Raw genomic sequence first — 17,011 nt, 5'->3', positions numbered from 1 at the left:
GAGTTGTCAGACCCGAGAGGTCAGTAGTGCGGACAGCGGCCTGAATGGCTGCAGCCATGCCCCCTGCTCGGGCAGCGAATCGAGGCCGATTCGCGGCAGCGGCTCCCTGAAGACCCCGGGAATGTCCTCGAGGTCGACGAACTCCAAGGTATCCGACGCTAACGCCCAACTGGCATGTTCACGAAATCCGAGGACGTGCACGTCGACGCCGTCGCGGGCGATGTCCTCCAGCGGAAGGCGGAACGCCTGGCCGTCCGCCGAGGCGACGTAGAGGCCGGCCAGACCCTCGCTGCGGCGCAGCGCGATGTGCGCCAGCATGTCCGAGTCGACGTCGCTGTCGTCCTCGATCTTCGGCTTGGCGAAGACCGCGAAGCCCACGTTGCGCAGCGCCTCGACCCAGGGTCGCACCACGTCGGCGCTGCCCGGCGCGATGTTGGTGAACACCGTGGCCTCGGGCTCGAGAGCGGGCTGCTGGCCGTCGGCGGCGCGGGCGGCTGACAGGTCGGCGGTCTCCGACAGCAGCCAGCGGCCGAGCGCATCGAACCTCGGCCGGTGCGCCGCGGTGGGCCGGCCGCCGAGGATCGAGCCGAGGCCCATGTCGAGGTTGGGGGCGTCCCAGACCAGCAGCACGCGCTCGGGCACCACCGGTGCGGCAGTCCGCTCGTCGGCGAGATCCTCGGTGATGCTCATGTCAGGTCCCGCTTTTCCCAGAGGAACTCCCTGATCGCGCTGCCCTGGCGCAGACCTCGTGCCTCGTATTTGGTCTCGGGTCGGCGCGCGGACATGGGCAGGTCGCCGGCGTCGATGCGGCTCTGGTCGACGCGCTGCAGCAGTGCCTCACCGTCACCGACCTCGCCGATCTGCACTGCGTAGTCGGCGTGGTCGGTCGCGGCATGCAGCACGCCGCCGGGCTTGAGCCGATCGGCGATCAGCGCGACCGTGGGCGGCTGCAGGAGCCGTCGCTTGTGGTGGCGGCTCTTCGGCCACGGGTCCGGGAAGAACACCCGGACGCCGGTCAGCGAACCGGGGGCGAGCATGTGTTCGAGCACGTCGACGCCGTCGCCGCGGACGAACCGGACGTTGCTCAGGCCTTCGCGGTCGACGCCGCCGAGCAGCTGCGCCAAGCCCTTCCGGTAGACCTCGACGGCGATGACGTTCAGGTGCGGTTCCTCGATCGCCATCGCCAGCGTCGAGATCCCGGCCCCGCATCCAATCTCGAGGACCAGCGGCGCCGTCCGGCCGAACCACGCCGCGGCGTCGATGGGTCCGGCGGGCGTGCCGTCGGCGCGCCTGGCCTCGGTGCCGAGTTCGGGCCAGCGCCGCTCCCACGTCTCCTGCTGACGGTCCGAAAGCGCCGCGTGCCTGGACCGGAAGCTGGTCACCCGGGGAAAGCGGTGCGCCGTCGCGGCGAGGTCGACGTCGGAATCGGCGTCCTCGCGCTGGGCATGCATTGATCCATCGTCACCCATGCAACTGGGTGTACCCGCATCGTGGTGCAGATTGATACCCAATGGTTGCCTTCGGGGCCGGCGCCCGAGCGTCCGAATTCGTGCTCGGGAGGTTCCTCCCCGGGTGCGACGATGACGAGGTGGGTTCCCGGGGCGCGCCGCCTGCCGCGGCCGACGTGCTGACGTTGCTCGCCGACCAGTTGGAGCGGTTCGCCGTCGGGCCGGACGCACCCCGCCTGGGGTCGGTGATCGCCGGGCTGCGACGCCCCGACGAGGCGTCCTGCCGGGACGTCCCCGAGGCGCGGTACCGGCGGTTGTGCGCTGCCCTGGTGCAGGCGCGGTGCGAGGCGCTGCGGTCGGGACACGACGAGCTGTTCGACTGGTCGCACGGCGACGCCGCGACGCTGCTCCGGATGACCGCCGCGGTCGCCGTGGTCGAGGCGGCGGGCCTGACCGTCGACCGGGGGGACGACGCGCATGCGCATCGACGTCGGGCCACGCACTGGCGAAGCCAGGCACGCGGCCGGGTGGCGCCGCTGCACCGCGCGTGCAGCGCCGACATCGTCCGCGGCTCGCTGCGGCTCCTCGACGAGGCACGCGGCCGGCCGACGCTCCGGCAAACGGGCGGCGCGGCGGCGAGGCGGGCGGCGGTGCACCAGTCACGACTGCGCCTCGTCCAATGGGTGCGGGGCGAGTGCTCCGATGCGGTCGGCCGGTGGCGGACCGACGCCGCGTCGGTGCCCCGCCGTGGCACCGCCGACTTCGAGGCCCGCGTGCGCGCCGCGGCCTCCGCCCTGATCGCCGAGGTCGACGACCGGGTGCAGCGGGACGCGCGGGCACTGGTCGGTCCGCACGCCGATCTCGCCGGTGCGGGCTCGCCCGACGTGCGCCTGCCCGCGCCGGTGTCCACGTCGCGGCGCGTGGAGAACCAGCTGACCGGGGTGCTGGGCGCTGGATTCGGGCTGGGCGCGGGGCTCGCGTCGGGCAGGGTGCTCGCGGAGGTCGCCGGCGGACCGGTCGCAGCGGGCGTCCTCGGCGGCGCGCTGGTGGGTGTCGTGGTGACGGTGTGGCTGATCGCGGTCCGCAACCTGCTGCACACCCGAGCGGTCCTCGACAGGTGGGCCGTCGACGTCGCCGCTGCGGTGCGCTCGCACTGCGAGACGGTCGTCGTCAGCAAGCTGCTGACCGTCGAGGTCGCGCTGCTGACGGCCGTCAACGAGCGCGGGTCACCGGCTCGAGGCGTGACGGACACCAATAGAAAAGAAAAAACATCCGAGTCCGCGGAATCTGAATCGTTCCTGTGAGCGATCGGACATAGTCCCAATTAACCGCGGGTATGTCACCCAAGTTAATCTCGATGGAACACCGCGAACGGGGAGTTTCACATGACCGCAGCGACCATTCCGGGTCTGGACGACGCACCGACCAAGCACGAGGGCCTTCTGGCGTGGGTTCGCGAGGTTGCCGAACTCACTCAGCCGGAGCGGGTCGTCTTCGCCGACGGCTCCCAGGAAGAGTACGAGCGTCTCGCCGAGCACCTCGTCGAGGCTGGCACCTTCCAGAAGCTCAACCAGGAGAAGCAGCCCAACTCCTACCTCGCGCTGTCGGACCCGTCCGACGTCGCCCGCGTCGAGTCCCGCACCTTCATCTGCTCTCAGCGCGAGATCGACGCCGGCCCCACCAACAACTGGATGGATCCCGCCGAAATGCGGGGTCTCATGACCGATCTCTACCGCGGCAGCATGCGCGGCCGCACCATGTGGGTCGTCCCGTTCTGCATGGGTCCGCTCGAGGCCGAAGACCCGAAGCTGGGCGTCGAGATCACCGACTCCGAGTACGTCGTCGTGTCCATGCGCACCATGACCCGGATGGGCAAGGCCGCTCTGGACAAGATCGGGGAGGACGGCTTCTTCGTGAAGGCGCTGCACTCGATCGGCGCTCCGCTCGAGCCGGGCCAGCAGGATGTGCCCTGGCCGTGCAACGACACCAAGTACATCAGCCACTTCCCCGAGACCCGCGAGATCTGGAGCTTCGGCTCGGGCTACGGCGGCAACGCCCTGCTCGGCAAGAAGTGCTACTCGCTGCGCATCGCCTCGGCCATGGCACACGACGAGGGCTGGCTCGCCGAGCACATGCTGATCCTCAAGCTGATCTCGCCGGAGAACAAGTCGTACTACATCGCCGCGGCCTTCCCGTCGGCGTGCGGCAAGACCAACCTCGCGATGCTGCAGCCGACCATCCCGGGCTGGCGCGCGGAGACCGTCGGTGACGACATCGCGTGGATGCGGTTCGGCAAGGACGGCAGGCTCTACGCCACCAATCCCGAGTTCGGCTTCTTCGGCGTCGCGCCCGGCACCAACTGGGACTCCAACCCCAACGCGATGAAGACCATCGCCGGTGGCAACACCGTCTTCACCAACGTCGCCAAGACCGACGACGGTGACGTGTGGTGGGAGGGCCTCGAGGGCGAACCCGATCACCTGATCGACTGGAAGGGCAACGACTGGAACCTGCGGGAGACGGAAACCAAGGCAGCGCATCCCAATTCGCGCTACTGCACTCCGATCTCGCAGTGTCCGACGCTGGCCCCGGAATGGGACGACCCGCAGGGCGTGCCGATCTCGGCCATCCTGTTCGGCGGACGACGCAAGACGACGGTGCCGCTGATCACCCAGGCCCGCGACTGGCAGCACGGCGTGTTCATCGGCGCGACGCTCGGCTCCGAGCAGACCGCGGCCGCCGAAGGCAAGGTCGGCACCGTGCGGCGCGACCCGATGGCGATGCTGCCGTTCCTCGGCTACAACGTCGGCGACTACTTCCAGCACTGGATCGACCTCGGCAAGAACGCCGACGAGTCGAAGCTGCCCGCCGTGTTCTTCGTGAACTGGTTCCGCCGCGGCGACGACGGCCGGTTCCTGTGGCCCGGCTTCGGTGAGAACAGCCGCGTGCTCAAGTGGGCCGTCGAGCGCATCGAGCATCAGGCCGACGGCAAGAGCACGCCGATCGGCATCGTCCCCACCGCGGCCGACCTGGACCTCGACGGTCTGGACGTCGATGCGGCCGACGTCGACGAGGCGCTGGCCGTCCGTGTCGACGAGTGGCGCAACGAGCTGCCGCTGATCGAGGAGTGGTTCGAGTTCGTCGGGGAGAAGCTGCCGACGGGCATCAAGGACGAATTCGACGCGCTGAAGACCCGGCTGGCCGAGGCCGAGTAAACCTCGGGCTCGAGCTGCTTAGGCGTCGGCCACGCGGTGGTACAGCGACTTCGCGCCGCGCAGCATCTTGCTGCCGCCGTGGGCGTCCTTGTAGTGCACCATCAGCGTGATGCGCCTGGCACCGACCGGGCAGGGCAGCGTGGCGTGGTACGACCGGTAGCCCGAGAAGACGTAGGCGTTGCCCGGGACCAGTGACACCGCGGTCGGTTCGCCCGCGTGGAAGCGACGCCGGTAGGCGTTGCTCTGCATCACCATCTTCTCGACGATGTTGCTCAGCACCAGGCGCCGGAACGGTCGGCGGTTGGCGTGCAGCACCAGTTCCCCTCCGGTGGCGGGGATCTCGATGGGAAAGACCACGGTGACGACGGTGGCGTCGTAGTGGAACCACAGGGGCTGCTCGACCTCGTCGGGGCCGTTGATGATCCGCAGTGACACGTCGACGTGCCGGTCGTCGGGGTCCGACCTCGGGTGCAGGCGGGTCGCGACGGACTCGAGGAAGCCGGCCAGTTCGGGGTCGGCCAGCAACGCGTCGATCGCCTCGCCGTCGCCCGCGGTCATGTCTTCGAGCAGTACCTCTTGGGCGTCCGGCCGATTGACCGTGGTGGCCAGACTGCGGGCCGAGTCGAGCCATCGGGCGCTGACGACGCCGGGCAGTGCGGCGTAGCCGACCTCCTCGACGCGTCGTGCGGTGTGGGGCGCAGTCGCGCCGATGTCGCCCTGCAGTGCGGTGTGTTCCGCCGTCAACAGCCCAGCCATGGTGATCCCCGGTCGTCGTCGTGAGTACCGCCAGTATTAACTATTTCCGCACCGGCAACAACCCATATGACAGCCTTAACCACGTTTACGGTGCAATAACGGTATGCGTGGCGTTTGACCGCAAGGCGGTATGACATTGCTGTAATGCGCAGCACGGGTGCACACCCGGCGCCGCGGACCCCGCGGCCTTGACGCCTGTCAAGTTTTTCGGGCCTCGGGGTTCAGCTGCGCGATGGGCCGTCGTAAAGTCAGCCCATGCAGATCCGCGATACCGCCCTGGCCACTCCGGACAAGCCAGCCATCGTCATGCACCCGTCCGGAACGGTGGTGACGTTCGGCGAGCTGGAAGCACGCGCCAATCGACTGGCCCACCACTTCCGCCAGGCCGGTCTCGTCGAAGGCGACGCGGTCGCGATCCTCCTCGAGAACAACGAGCACATGCATGCCGTCATGTGGGCGGCGCGACGGTCCGGGCTGTACTACGTGCCCATCAACACGCACCTGACCGCGGCCGAGGCGGCCTACATCATCGGCAACAGCAACGCGAAGGCGATCGTCGGCTCGGTGGCGCTGGTCGCGACCCTCGCCGAACTCGGCGAGCACCTCATCGACGGGCTACCCGACCTGTTACTGATCGCCGACGGCGACCTCGACGGCTGGCAGCGCTACCCGGAGGCCGTCGCCGGCCATCCCGATACGCCGATCGCCGACGAGATCGAGGGCGATCTGCTGCAGTACTCGTCCGGTACCACGGGCCGGCCCAAGGGCATCAAACGCGAACTCCCGCACGTACCGCCGTCCGAGTCGCCGGGCCTCATGGCCGCACTCATCGGGTTCTGGATGCACCCCGAGGCGGTCTACCTCAGCCCCGCGCCGCTGTATCACACCGCCCCGTCGGTGTGGTCGATGCAGGTGCAGGCCGCGGGCATCACGACGGTGGTGCTCGAGAAGTTCGACGCCGAGGGCACTCTCGACGCGATCCAGCGCTACCGGGTCACCCACGGCCAGTTCGTCCCGGTCATGTTCACCCGCATGCTGAAACTGCCGCAGTCCGTGCGGGAGTCGTACGACGTCTCCAGCCTCGAGCGGGTCATGCATGCCGCAGCGCCGTGCCCGGTGGAGATCAAGAAGCAGATGATCGACTGGTGGGGCCCGATCGTCGACGAGTACTACGCGTCCTCGGAGGCGCACGGCTCCACGCTGATCACCGCGGAGGAGTGGCTGACCCACCCCGGGTCGGTCGGCCGATCCATGGCCGGTCCCGTCCACATCCTCGACGAGAACGGCGAGGAACTGCCGCCAGGGCAGCCCGGTGAGATCTTCTTCGAGGGCGGCTTCGACTTCGAGTACCTCAACGATCCCGACAAGACGGCGTCGTCGCGGGACTCGCGCGGCTGGAAGACGGTGGGCGACATCGGTTACGTCGACGAGGAGGGCTACCTCTACCTCACCGACCGCAGGCACCACATGATCATCTCCGGCGGCGTGAACATCTATCCGCAGGAAGCCGAGAACATGCTCGTCACCCATCCGAAGGTGATGGACGCCGCGGTATTCGGCGTTCCCGACGAGGAGATGGGCCAGCGGGTCAAGGGCGTCGTGCAGACCGTCGACGAGGCCGACGCCACCGACGCGTTCGCCGAGGAACTCCTGGGCTGGCTGCGAGATCGCCTGGCGCACTACAAGTGTCCGCGATCCATCTCGTTCGAGGCGCAGCTGCCCCGCACCGACACCGGCAAGCTGTACAAGCAGGAGTTGGTCAAGAAGTACTCGTGAAGCACCTCCGCGTCTCCGGTGACGGTCTCGTCGGCGCGGACTGCGCCGAGAGCGCCACGTTCACGCTGAGCGAGTCGCCGACCGACGACCGGCGGGTCGTCACCGTCGCGTCGACGTCCGAGACGCTGGACCGCATCCGCGATCGCGTCGCGCGCTGGCCGCACGCGGCGGCGGTGTGCGACGACGTCCTGCGTTCCGTCGACGTGACGGCACCCGCGTACCCAGGCGTGATCACCGAGTCGCTGGCCTACTCGACGCTGCAGGGCGGCCCGGAGTTCGCACGCTGGCTCGCCGAACGCGGCCCGGCGCACCTGCCCGCAGAACCCGACCCGGTCGTGGCCGAACGCGTCGGCGACACCCTGCACCTGCGGTTCAACCGGCCCAAGCGGCACAACGCCTTCTCGACACCGGCTCGGGCCGCGCTGCTCGAGGCGCTGGAGGTGGCGCGCGTCGATCCGTCGGTCTGCGAGCTGGTGCTCGCCGGCAACGGGCCGTCGTTCTGCAGCGGCGGTGACCTCGCCGAGTTCGGCAGCTTCGCCGATCCGGCCTCGGCGCACCTGGCCCGCACGCGGCACAGCCCAGCGCTGGTGCTCGAAGCCATCACCGCCCGCCTCGGGCCCGCCTGCCGCGCCGAGGTGCACGGCCAGGTGTTGGGTAGCGGCCTGGAGATGGCCGCGTTCTGCGGTCACGTCACGGCGCGGGCCGGCGCGGTGTTCGGGCTGCCGGAACTCGCACTCGGCCTGCTCCCCGGTGCAGGCGGCACGGTGAGCGTCACCCGTCGCATCGGGCGATGGCGCACCGCCTACCTGGTGCTCTCGGGCGCGACGATCGACGCGGCGACAGCGCTCGAGTGGGAACTCGTCGACGCCGTCGCCGAGTGATTTGTGGAGTCTTACCTGCGGTGAGCGCAGGAAATGCTCCACGAATCACGCCATACGGTTCGGTATGGTCAGCAACATGGTCAATCGCACGGACTCCCGAGCCCGGTGGCTGGACGCCGGGCTGAAGGTCCTGGCTGCCGAGGGGCCGACCGCCGTGCGCATCGACCGGATCGCCGCCAAGCTCAAGCTGTCGAAGGGGTCATTCCATCACCACTTCGACGGCGCCGACGGCTTCAAGCGGGACCTGCTCGACTACTTCGAGAGCATCTCGGTGGAGGCGCTGGAGCGCGTGATCGGTGAGGTCGAGGCGCCAGGTGACATCCGCATGGTGCTGGGCAAGCTCACCCGGATGGTGGCACCCGACCGGCACGAAGTCTATTGGCCCGAATTGGAACTCGCGGTGCGCGCCTGGGCGACGTGGGATCCCGACGTGCGTGCGGTGCAGGCGAGGATCGACAGGTCCCGGCTTGCTGCACTGCAGCGGGTGTGGCTGCCGTACTCACAGACGCCGGAGGACGCGAGGACGGCGGCCCTGCTGCCGTACCTGGTGGCGATCGGAGCAGCGGTCGCCGTCCCACCGGTCGGAGCGGACGAACTCCGGCGGGTGTACGAGACGCTGCTGACCCTGGTGCCCGAGGCTCGGGACTGACGCGTAGTCCCGGTCGCCCTTGACGAGCGCGCGCTGCAAAGCATACCGTACCGTATGGTTTGATTTGAACGGAGGACGCCGGCCGTGACATCGCTGCCAGATCCGCAGTGGCCGATCATCGCGTTGGCCGTGGTGCAGTTCGTCGACGCGCTGATGTGCCTGAAGCCCGCTGCGTTCATCGCGGAGTGCTTCGCGGGCGTCGGGTGGCCGCGCCGGCTGTGGTGGCTCATGTCCCCGATCAAGTTCGCAGCGGCCGCCGGACTGGTTGCGGGGCTGTGGATCCCGTACCTCGGGGCAGTCACCTGCGCGGCGCTGGTGGTCTACTTCCTGTGCGCGATCGCGGCACACGTGCGGGCGCGGGACTTCGGCCGCAACCTGTTCCTCAACGCCACCGGCATGCTCGTCGTCTGCGTTGCCGTCGGCGTCTACTGCTTCCTGATCTAGCCGAGAATCGAGGAACGGAGAGGAGAACTCCCATGACCCAGAGCACCGACGTATTCCAGCGGTGGATCGACGAGGTGTGGTCCGCCGGTCGGGTAGCCGACGACCTCGTCGCCGACGACTTCGTGGGGCACTGGCCCGACCGGGACGTGCGCGGTCGCGACGAGCTGGCGGCGATCGTGCAGACGACTCGAGAGATGTTCGCCGAGTTGACCTTTCAGATCGAACTCGGCCCGCTGCGCGACGGCGACTTCGTGGTGGGCCGCTGGACCGGCGTCGGACGGCTCGAGACCGGCGAGACGCGCTTCACCGGCAACGACATCCTGCGCCTCGACGGTGAGCGCATCGTCGAGTACTGGACGGGCACCTCGACGGCGTGATTCGTGGAGTATCACCTGCGGTGAGCGCGGGAAATGTTCCACGAATCGCCGCTCAGCGCGAGCGGCGCAGGGTCACGCGATAGGTGTACTGCTCGGGCAGGAAGTGGCTGACCGCCAGCTCGACGGGGGCGCCGGACGAATCGGAGTACAGCCGGTCGACGCGCAGCATGGGGTGACCGGTCGCGCAGCCGACGGCCTCGGCCACCTCCGGGTCGGCCGCGCCCACCGTGATCGATTGCGCCGCTTCGGCGATCGGCTCGGCCAGGTGCGGTTCGATGAGGCCGATGATCGTGGTGGTGCTCACCGCGCCGGTCTGGGTCTCGGCGGCGTCGAGCACCGGCCGCGCCACGGCCTCGGGGAGTGACACCCGCGTGACGCCGAAGGGCACGCCTTCGTGTAGCCGCCGGAAGGACACCGCGAACACGACGTCGTCGTCGAGGCGCAGTCGGCTGGCGGCCTCGACGTCGACTTGCCGCCGCAGACCCGACGTCACCTCCATCGTGGTGTCGTCGGACAGGCTCATCAGATCCTCGATCGAGCCGAGCTGACGCAGGTAGCGTTCGTTAACGAACGTACCCCGGCCCGGCACGCGGTACACCGCGCCCTCGGAGACCAGGTCCTGGAACGCCCGTCGCACGGTCTGCCGAGACAACCCGAACCGCTCGACGAGTTCGGACTCCGTCGGCAACCGGGCGCCATCCCGGTAGGCACCCGAGGCGATCTCGTCCCGAAGCCGTTGCCGCAGGGCCTGATACGCCGGGGGTGGTTTCACGCTCACAGGCCGCCGCGTGCCACCAGCTGTGCGGCGATCACGTTGCGCTGGATCTCGTTGGTGCCCTCGCCGACGATCATCAGCGGCGCGTCGCGGAAGTACCGTTCGACGTCGTACTCGGTGGAGTAGCCGTAGCCGCCGTGGATGCGCACGGCGTTGAGCGCGATCTCCATCGCGGTCTCCGAGGCGAACAGCTTGGCCATGCCCGCCTCCATGTCGGCGCGCTCCCCGCTGTCGTAGCGGTCGGCGGCGTGGAAGACCAGTTGGCGGGCTGCGGTGAGTTTGGTGGCCATGTCGGCGAGGTAGTGCCCGACGGCCTGGTGCTTCCAGATGGGCTGCCCGAAGCTCTCCCGATCCTGCGCGTACGCGAGTGCGTCCTCCAGCGCCGCGGTGGCCACGCCGAGCGCGCGCGCCGCCACCTGGATGCGCCCGGTCTCGAGGCCCTTCATCATCTGCGCGAACCCGCGTCCCGGTTCGCCGCCGAGCACCGCCGATGCAGGCACCCGGTAGTCGTCGAACGACAGCTCGCAGGACTCGACGCCCTTGTAGCCCAGCTTGGGCAGGTCACGCGAAACCGTCAGGCCCTCTCCGTGCTCCGCCAGCACGATCGAGATCCCCCGGTGCTTGGGCGTCGCGGTGGGGTCGGTCTTGCACAGCAGCGCAATCAGGCCGGAACGACGGGCGTTCGAGATCCAGGTCTTGGCGCCATTGATCACCAGGTCGGTGCCGTCGGGCCGCGCGATCGTGGTCATGGCCTGCAGGTCCGATCCGCCGCCCGGTTCGGTGAGCGCCATCGTCGCGCGCAGTGCGCCGGTCGCCATCGACGGCAGGTAGCGCTGCTTCTGCTCCTCGGTACCGAACAGGTCGATCAGCTTTGCGACGACGGTATGCCCGCCCATCGCGCCCGCCAGGCTCATCCAGCCGCGGGCGAGTTCCTGGGTGACCAGTGCGTAGCAGCGGGTAGACACCGGCGTGCCGCCGAAGTCCTCGGGCACGGCGAGGCCGTAGATGCCGAGCTGCTTCATCTGCTCGATCCACGTCTCGGGGTAGGCGTTGGCGTGTTCGACGTCGCGCACGGTGGGCTTGACGTCGCGGTCGACAAAGGCGCGGACGGTCTCGACCAGCATGGCCTCGTCGTCGTCAAGTTGGTGGGTGCGCAAAGGTACGGCCATATCGAGAACCATATTGACACGCTGATCGATGCACTGCCAGCATGGTTCGCTGTGACTTTGTCCGGCCAAATATCGGGTGGCCCGTACTTCGACGACCTGCGGGTCGGGGACGTGTTCGACGCCGCGCCCGCCGTGACGCTCACCTCGGGGGGCGCAGCGGTCCACCAGTCGATCATCGGCGACCGTCTCCGCCTGCCGCTGGACGCGACGCTCACCCACGCCGTGACGGGTGTGCCCGCCGTGCTGGCCCACCCGGTCTACGTCACCGATGTCGCGATCGGCCAGTCCACGCTCGCCACGCAGCGCGTGAAGGCCAACCTGTTCTACCGCGGGTTGGGCTTCCACCGCTTCCCGGTGATCGGAGACTCGCTGTACACCCGCACTGAAGTCGTTGGGCTGCGGCAGAATTCGGCCAAGCCGGGTCGCGCGCCGACCGGCATGGCCGCACTGCGGATGACGACCATCGACCAGGCCGATCGACTGATCCTCGACTTCCACCGGTGCGCGATGCTGCCGCTGAGCGACGGCGCAGGCAACACCGGCCACGCCGACGACCTGTCGGCCATCGGCGCGGACACCCCGGCGCCGCCCGACCCCACGGCCGGCTGGGACGTCGAGGCGTACCGCACCCGCGTGCCCGGCGCGGGCTTCGACCCTGCGCTGGCTGGTTCAGTACTGACCGGCACGGCCGACGTGGTGAGCAGCGCGCCGGAACTCGCCCGGTTGACGCTCAACCTTGCTGCAATACACCATGATTCGCGCATCAGCGGACGGCGTCTGGTCTACGGCGGACACACCATCGGGTTGGCGCTCGCGCAGGTGACCCGCGCGCTGCCCGATCTCGTCACGGTGCTCGGCTGGCAGTCGTGCGATCACACCGGCCCGGTGTACGAGGGCGACACCCTCTACAGCGAGATCCACGTCGAGGATGCCCGACCACTGCCGGACGGCCGCGGTGGCGTGTTGAGCCTGCGTTCGCTGGTGTACGCCGCGGCGACCGACGCCGACGGGCCGGACCGTCAGGTGCTGGACTGGAGATTCACCGCCCTGCGGTTCTAGCCGCGTGGACAATGGCCGGATGGACGCACTGGCCGACGACTGGGGTGCCAGCGGCCTGGCGTACCTGACCGGCGACCCCGCCGGGGCACCTGACTACTCGCGGGCAGCGGCGCTGGCCGCGGCGCGATCGGTGACGGCCGAGTTCGAGACCCGCACCGGCGTGCGGGTCGATACCGCGCAGGAACTCGCGGGCCGGGCCGCCCTCCTGGGATTGGCCAGGCGCGGTCGGACATCGGCCGGCGGTGCGTCCCGCATCCTGCCGACGGCGGACGGCTGGTGGGCGTTGACGCTGTCGCGGCCCGACGACGTCGACACCGTGCCCGCCCTGATCGAGAACGATGCCACCGTCGACCCCTGGCGCGCGGTGCGGGACTGGTCGTCCACCCGAGGCGTTGCCGAGGTGGTGGAGCGCGCCCGGCTGCTCGACCTGCCCGCCGCGGTACTGGGCGAAGCGGTGGCCCAGCCGCCGACGGTGCGCCAGACGGGACCGCGGAGCGCACCACGCAGTGCGGCCGGGCTCGTCGTCGTGGACCTGTCGTCGATGTGGGCGGGCCCGTCGTGCGGTCGGCTGTTGTTGCGCGCCGGCGCCACCGTCGTCAAGGTGGAGAGCCCCGGCAGGCCCGACGGCAGCCGCGGCGGACCGCGTTCGTTCTTCGACTGGATGAACGGCGGAAAGCTCAGCTACGCAATAGAGTTCGACAACGCCGGACGGCTGCGCGAGCTGCTCGCGATAGCCGACGTCGTGATCGAGTCGTCGCGGCCGGCAGCCTTGCGCAGGCGCGGTCTCGGTCCCGACGACGTCGCCGCCCGAGACGGCCGGGTGTGGCTGTCCATCACCGGACACGCCGACACGGGCAGGGTCGCGTTCGGCGACGATGCCGCCGTCGCAGGGGGTTTGGTGGGTCGGGGCGCAGACGGTCCGGTGTTCTGTGCCGACGCCATCGCCGACCCGCTGACCGGACTGCACTCCGCGCTGGAGGTCGTCAGGTCGCTGCGCCGCGGCGGCGGTGAGACCGTGCACGTCGTGATGTCCGAGGTCGCCGCGACCTACGCCGCACTGCCGCAGACGGTGCCGTCCGTCCCGGCCGAGGCGGCTCCGCCCGCCCCGCCAGGCACGACGAGCCCAGCGTCCGAACTCGACGGCGACCGCGCCCGCGTCGACCGCCTCATCGACGAGAGAAGGCTCGCGCCATGCTGATTCAGCGTGCCAGGACGATCGACGGGACGTCCTGCGACATCCGGGTGGAGCAGCTCGTCGTCGATGTCGACGAGCGTCTGGAACCGCGTCCTGGCGAGGAGGTGATCGACGCCGCGCACGGCACCGTCGTGCCCGGGCTGCACGACCACCACGTACACCTCTACTCCGCGGCGGCAGCGCTCACGTCGGTGCGCGTCGGCCCGCACGAAGTGCTCGGCGCGGACGACCTGCGCCGCGCCCTCGGCGCCGCGCCCGTCGGTGAGGATGGGTGGATCCGGGCGATCGGCTACCACGAGGCGGTGGCAGGGCCGCTCGATCGCGACGGCCTCGACGCGCTGTCGCCGTCGGTGCCCGTCCGCGTGCAGCACCGCAGCGGGGTGCTGTGGACGCTGAACTCGGCGGGCCTGGCCGCCGTCGGTCTGCCGGAACACCCGGACGGCAGGCTGCGCAGCAACGACCGTGGCTGGTCCGGTGGCCTGCAGCGCCGCGAGGTCGGCGTGGCAGGCGGACTGTCCAGGGTGAGTCGCAGGCTCGCGTCCTACGGCGTCACGGGCGTCACCGACGCGACCCCGGACCTGGGTGTCGACGACGTGGTGGCGTTCGCGGAGGCGCGTCGCCACGGCGACCTCCTGCAGCACGTGCACTGCCTGGCGCCCGGCAAGCGCATCCTGCACGACGACGACCTGGACCTCGCCGAGCTGACCGAATGGGTCGAGGCGAGGCACCGGCAGGGCGGGCACGTCGCCGTGCACTGCGTGACCGCAGCTCAACTGGTGGTGACGATCGCTGCCCTGCGCGCCGCTGGGGGCCTGCCGGGGGACCGCATCGAGCACGCCGCGATGGTGCCCGACGACTGCCTGGCCGACCTCGCAGAACTCGGCATCGTCGTCGCGACCCAGCCGAACTTCGTGTGCGAACGCGGTGACCAGTACTTGATCGACGTCCCGGCCGACGACCACGATCAGTTGTGGCGGCTGGGGTCCCTACTCGCCGCCGACGTGCCGGTCGTGCTGTCCACCGACATGCCGTTCGGTGACGCCGACCCATGGGCGGCGATGCGGGCGGCGGTACGCCGCACGACGGCGTCCGGGGCGCCGCTCGGGCCTGGCGAGGCGGTGTCGGCCAGGACCGCGCTCGAACTGTTCCACGGCGAGCCCGAGCAGCCCACGCACCGCCGCACCGTCGCGCCGGGACAACCGGGTGACCTGTGCGTTCTGGCGGCGTCGCCGGACGAGGTGCTGGCCGAGCTGGCCTCGGACATGGTCGTCGCCACCGTCGTGGCGGGCTCGGTGGTCTTCGATCGTTCACGAGAGTCCGCTGCCGATCTGGGCGTCGCGAAATAAACCCGCCCGGGCGCGGATTGTTCCCCTAATGGAGCACTTCACCTTCGGACGGAACAACGGCCTTCGCGTCTCGGCCCTGGCGCTCGGAGCAGGCAACTTCGGCACGCGCTGGGGGCACGGTGCGGAGGAGGACGTCGCCCGCACCCTGCTCGACCGGTACGCCGACGCGGGCGGCACGTTCATCGACACGGCGGCCACCTACCAGGTGGGCGAGTCGGAGGAGATCCTCGGCCGACTGCTCGCCGGCCGCCGCGACCAGTTCACCGTGGCGACCAAGTTCGCGGTCGGCGGAACCGCCGAGGGCAGCGGCGTGCTGCAGACCGGCAACGGGCGCCGCGCCATGTTCCGCTCGGTCGAGGCCAGCCTGCGTCGTCTCGGCACCGACTACGTCGACCTGCTCTGGGTGCACTGGCCGGACTTCGTCACGCCGCTCGACGAGATCGTGCGCGCCTTTGACGACCTGGCGCGTGCGGGCAAGGTGCTCTACGCCGGGCTGTCCAACTTCCCGGCGTGGATGACCTCACGCGCGACGACGCTGGCGGAGCTGCGGGGCGAGATCCCCATCGCTGCCGTCCAATTCGAGTACAGCCTGGTCGAGCGCAGCGGTGAGCGCGACAACCTGCCGATGGCCGAGGCGCTCGGCATCGGCGCGGCCCTGTGGTCGCCGCTGGGCGGCGGGCTGCTCACCGGCAAGTACCGCAACGGCGAAGAGGGCAGGCTCACGAAGCTGAAGGCCGTCGTGCATACCGAGGACGGACCCGCGAAGTCGACGATCGTGGACGCCGTGCTGGCCGCGGCCGACCAACTCGGCGCACCGGCCGCCGACGTGTCGGTGGCGTGGCTGCTCGAGCGGGCGCGGCGTTCACCGACGGGCGTCGTGCCGATCACTGGCCCGCGGACGATCGAGCAACTCGACGGATATCTCGCGGCGCTCGACCTGGACCTGCCTGCCGAGGTCTACGACCGGCTCGACGAGGTCAGCCGCATCCCGCTGGGACAACCGCACGCGGACAACGCCGCACGGGGCTCGGCCACCCTGGGCGGCGACGGCTTCAGGCAGAGGCCGGTTGCGTCTGCCTGAACGTCCGTCGTAGGAATTCGACCTGGCCCTCGACGAAGTGTCTGGTGACCTCGGCCTTGGGTGCCACGCCGTCGAAGCCGTGGAAGGCGCCCTCGACGACCTCGACGTCGCACGGGACGCCTGCCGCGCGGAGGCGCTCGGCGTAGACCAGGTCCTCGTCGTGGAAGAGGTCGCACGTGCCGACGCCGACCCAGGCAGGCGGTAGGCCCGCGAGGTCGTCGCGGCGGGCGGGCACGGCGACGTTCGGGTCTGCGCCGCCGAGGTAGGCCGACCAGCCGTAGGCGTTCGACGTCTGGGTCCACATCCGGTGATTGGGGCTGTCGAGGCCCTCCTGGGTCGACGACCGATCGTCGAGCATGGGGTAGACGAGGACCTGCGCCGCGAGGTCGATCTCGCCGCGATCGCGCACCAGCAGTGCCAGCGCCGCCGCGAGACCCCCGCCTGCGCTCGCACCGCCGATGGCGACCTGGGTCGAGTCGACCGCGGGCAGGCCCGCGAGCCACGCGAGCGCCTCGTAGCAGTCGTCGAGCGGTGCGGGATAGGGGAATTCGGGTGCCAGTCGATAGTCGACGGCTGCGACGGTGATGCCCAGCTCGCGCGCGAACCGGCGGCAGGTGACGTCATCCTGGGCGGCGCTGCCGATCACGTAACCGCCACCGTGGATCCACAGCAGCGCCGGGCCGGGCGTCGTCACACCAGGTGGGCGATGCAGCCGGACGCCGATGCCCGAGGAAAGTGTCAGCTTCTCGACGTCACCGGGTACGCGACGGTCCAGCAGAGGCATGGCCATGCGGAGGTATCGCAGAGAGCGTGGCGTGATGAGGGTTCGGGGCATGAACC

At 69.9% G+C, this 17,011-nt stretch carries 17 protein-coding genes; 11 read left to right on the top strand and 6 right to left on the bottom strand.

The genetic code is table 11. The features are described 5' to 3' along the window. Nucleotides 1-6 precede the first annotated feature (6 nt). Both G6N61_RS17655 and trmB read right to left on the bottom strand, forming a co-directional pair. Nucleotides 7-690: an NYN domain-containing protein gene (locus tag G6N61_RS17655; protein ID WP_163919688.1), complete on the bottom strand. Its 684-nt coding sequence runs from the start codon at nucleotides 688-690 to the stop codon at nucleotides 7-9. Further along, nucleotides 687-1,451, bottom strand: a complete 765-nt coding sequence (gene trmB / locus G6N61_RS17650) for a tRNA (guanosine(46)-N7)-methyltransferase TrmB (protein WP_235887164.1) — start codon at nucleotides 1,449-1,451, stop codon at nucleotides 687-689. The genes G6N61_RS17655 and trmB overlap by 4 nt, the downstream gene beginning before the upstream one ends. Nucleotides 1,452-1,588: 137 nt before the next feature. Here trmB and G6N61_RS17645 point away from each other — a divergent pair, with 137 nt between their 5' ends. Together G6N61_RS17645 and G6N61_RS17640 are read left to right on the top strand one after the other, a co-directional pair. After that, the gene (locus G6N61_RS17645) at nucleotides 1,589-2,752 is read left to right on the top strand and encodes a hypothetical protein (RefSeq protein ID WP_179973476.1); all 1,164 of its coding nucleotides are present in this window, start codon (nucleotides 1,589-1,591) and stop codon (nucleotides 2,750-2,752) included. A gap of 81 nt (nucleotides 2,753-2,833) precedes the next feature. After that, on the top strand, nucleotides 2,834-4,663 hold the full coding sequence (locus G6N61_RS17640; protein ID WP_163919686.1) for a phosphoenolpyruvate carboxykinase (GTP): 1,830 nt from the start codon (nucleotides 2,834-2,836) through the stop codon (nucleotides 4,661-4,663). An 18-nt stretch (nucleotides 4,664-4,681) separates the two neighbouring features. Here the strand turns inward: G6N61_RS17640 and G6N61_RS17635 are convergent, their stop codons facing one another. Beyond that, nucleotides 4,682-5,419, bottom strand: a complete 738-nt coding sequence (locus G6N61_RS17635) for a hypothetical protein (protein ID WP_163919685.1) — start codon at nucleotides 5,417-5,419, stop codon at nucleotides 4,682-4,684. Nucleotides 5,420-5,674: 255 nt separating this feature from the next. On the opposite strand from G6N61_RS17635, the gene fadD4 reads away from it, so the two are divergent. From fadD4 to G6N61_RS17610, 5 genes are all read left to right on the top strand, one after another. Further along, the gene (fadD4, locus tag G6N61_RS17630) at nucleotides 5,675-7,195 is read left to right on the top strand and encodes a fatty-acid--CoA ligase FadD4 (RefSeq protein WP_163919684.1); all 1,521 of its coding nucleotides are present in this window, start codon (nucleotides 5,675-5,677) and stop codon (nucleotides 7,193-7,195) included. Beyond that, nucleotides 7,192-8,076 (top strand): enoyl-CoA hydratase/isomerase family protein, encoded by an 885-nt coding sequence (locus G6N61_RS17625; protein ID WP_163919683.1) that lies wholly within the window; start codon nucleotides 7,192-7,194, stop codon nucleotides 8,074-8,076. Before fadD4 ends, G6N61_RS17625 begins: the two co-directional genes overlap by 4 nt. A 76-nt stretch (nucleotides 8,077-8,152) precedes the next feature. Beyond that, a complete protein-coding gene (locus tag G6N61_RS17620) occupies nucleotides 8,153-8,725 on the top strand; it encodes a TetR/AcrR family transcriptional regulator (protein ID WP_163919682.1) in 573 nt (190 codons plus the stop codon). A gap of 84 nt (nucleotides 8,726-8,809) precedes the next feature. Then, nucleotides 8,810-9,169 carry a DoxX family protein gene (locus tag G6N61_RS17615; protein ID WP_163919681.1) on the top strand — a complete coding sequence of 120 codons (360 nt, stop codon included), beginning with the start codon at nucleotides 8,810-8,812 and terminating at the stop codon, nucleotides 9,167-9,169. A gap of 32 nt (nucleotides 9,170-9,201) precedes the next feature. After that, nucleotides 9,202-9,546 (top strand): ester cyclase, encoded by a 345-nt coding sequence (locus G6N61_RS17610; protein WP_163919680.1) that lies wholly within the window; start codon nucleotides 9,202-9,204, stop codon nucleotides 9,544-9,546. Between the two features lie 52 nt (nucleotides 9,547-9,598). On the opposite strand, the gene G6N61_RS17605 is transcribed toward G6N61_RS17610, so the two are convergent. Next, nucleotides 9,599-10,318, bottom strand: a complete 720-nt coding sequence (locus G6N61_RS17605) for a GntR family transcriptional regulator (protein ID WP_163919679.1) — start codon at nucleotides 10,316-10,318, stop codon at nucleotides 9,599-9,601. 2 nt (nucleotides 10,319-10,320) lie between these two features. Beyond that, nucleotides 10,321-11,490: an acyl-CoA dehydrogenase family protein gene (locus G6N61_RS17600; RefSeq protein ID WP_163919678.1), complete on the bottom strand. Its 1,170-nt coding sequence runs from the start codon at nucleotides 11,488-11,490 to the stop codon at nucleotides 10,321-10,323. A 51-nt stretch (nucleotides 11,491-11,541) separates the two neighbouring features. Between G6N61_RS17600 and G6N61_RS17595 the strand changes: the two genes are divergently transcribed. Genes G6N61_RS17595 through G6N61_RS17580 form a run of 4 tightly spaced genes read left to right on the top strand, consistent with a single transcriptional unit; the run spans nucleotide 11,542 to nucleotide 16,171 of the window. Then, a complete protein-coding gene (locus G6N61_RS17595) occupies nucleotides 11,542-12,549 on the top strand; it encodes a MaoC family dehydratase (protein WP_163919677.1) in 1,008 nt (335 codons plus the stop codon). A gap of 19 nt (nucleotides 12,550-12,568) precedes the next feature. Further along, entirely contained in the window at nucleotides 12,569-13,747 is a 1,179-nt protein-coding gene (locus G6N61_RS17590; protein ID WP_163919676.1) for a CoA transferase, read from the top strand. After that, on the top strand, nucleotides 13,741-15,090 hold the full coding sequence (locus G6N61_RS17585) for an amidohydrolase family protein (protein ID WP_163919675.1): 1,350 nt from the start codon (nucleotides 13,741-13,743) through the stop codon (nucleotides 15,088-15,090). The genes G6N61_RS17590 and G6N61_RS17585 overlap by 7 nt, the downstream gene beginning before the upstream one ends. Nucleotides 15,091-15,118: 28 nt before the next feature. Next, complete coding sequence (locus G6N61_RS17580) at nucleotides 15,119-16,171, top strand: aldo/keto reductase (protein ID WP_163919674.1); 1,053 nt, start codon at nucleotides 15,119-15,121, stop codon at nucleotides 16,169-16,171. On the opposite strand, the gene G6N61_RS17575 is transcribed toward G6N61_RS17580, so the two are convergent. Beyond that, on the bottom strand, nucleotides 16,143-17,006 hold the full coding sequence (locus tag G6N61_RS17575; protein ID WP_163924902.1) for an alpha/beta hydrolase: 864 nt from the start codon (nucleotides 17,004-17,006) through the stop codon (nucleotides 16,143-16,145). The genes G6N61_RS17580 and G6N61_RS17575 overlap by 29 nt on opposite strands. Nucleotides 17,007-17,011 lie beyond the last annotated feature (5 nt).

The sequence above is a fragment of the Mycolicibacterium arabiense genome, assembly GCF_010731815.2.
Classification (GTDB): Bacteria; Actinomycetota; Actinomycetes; order Mycobacteriales; family Mycobacteriaceae; genus Mycobacterium; species Mycobacterium arabiense.
This window is presented reverse-complemented; position numbering and strand designations above follow the sequence as displayed.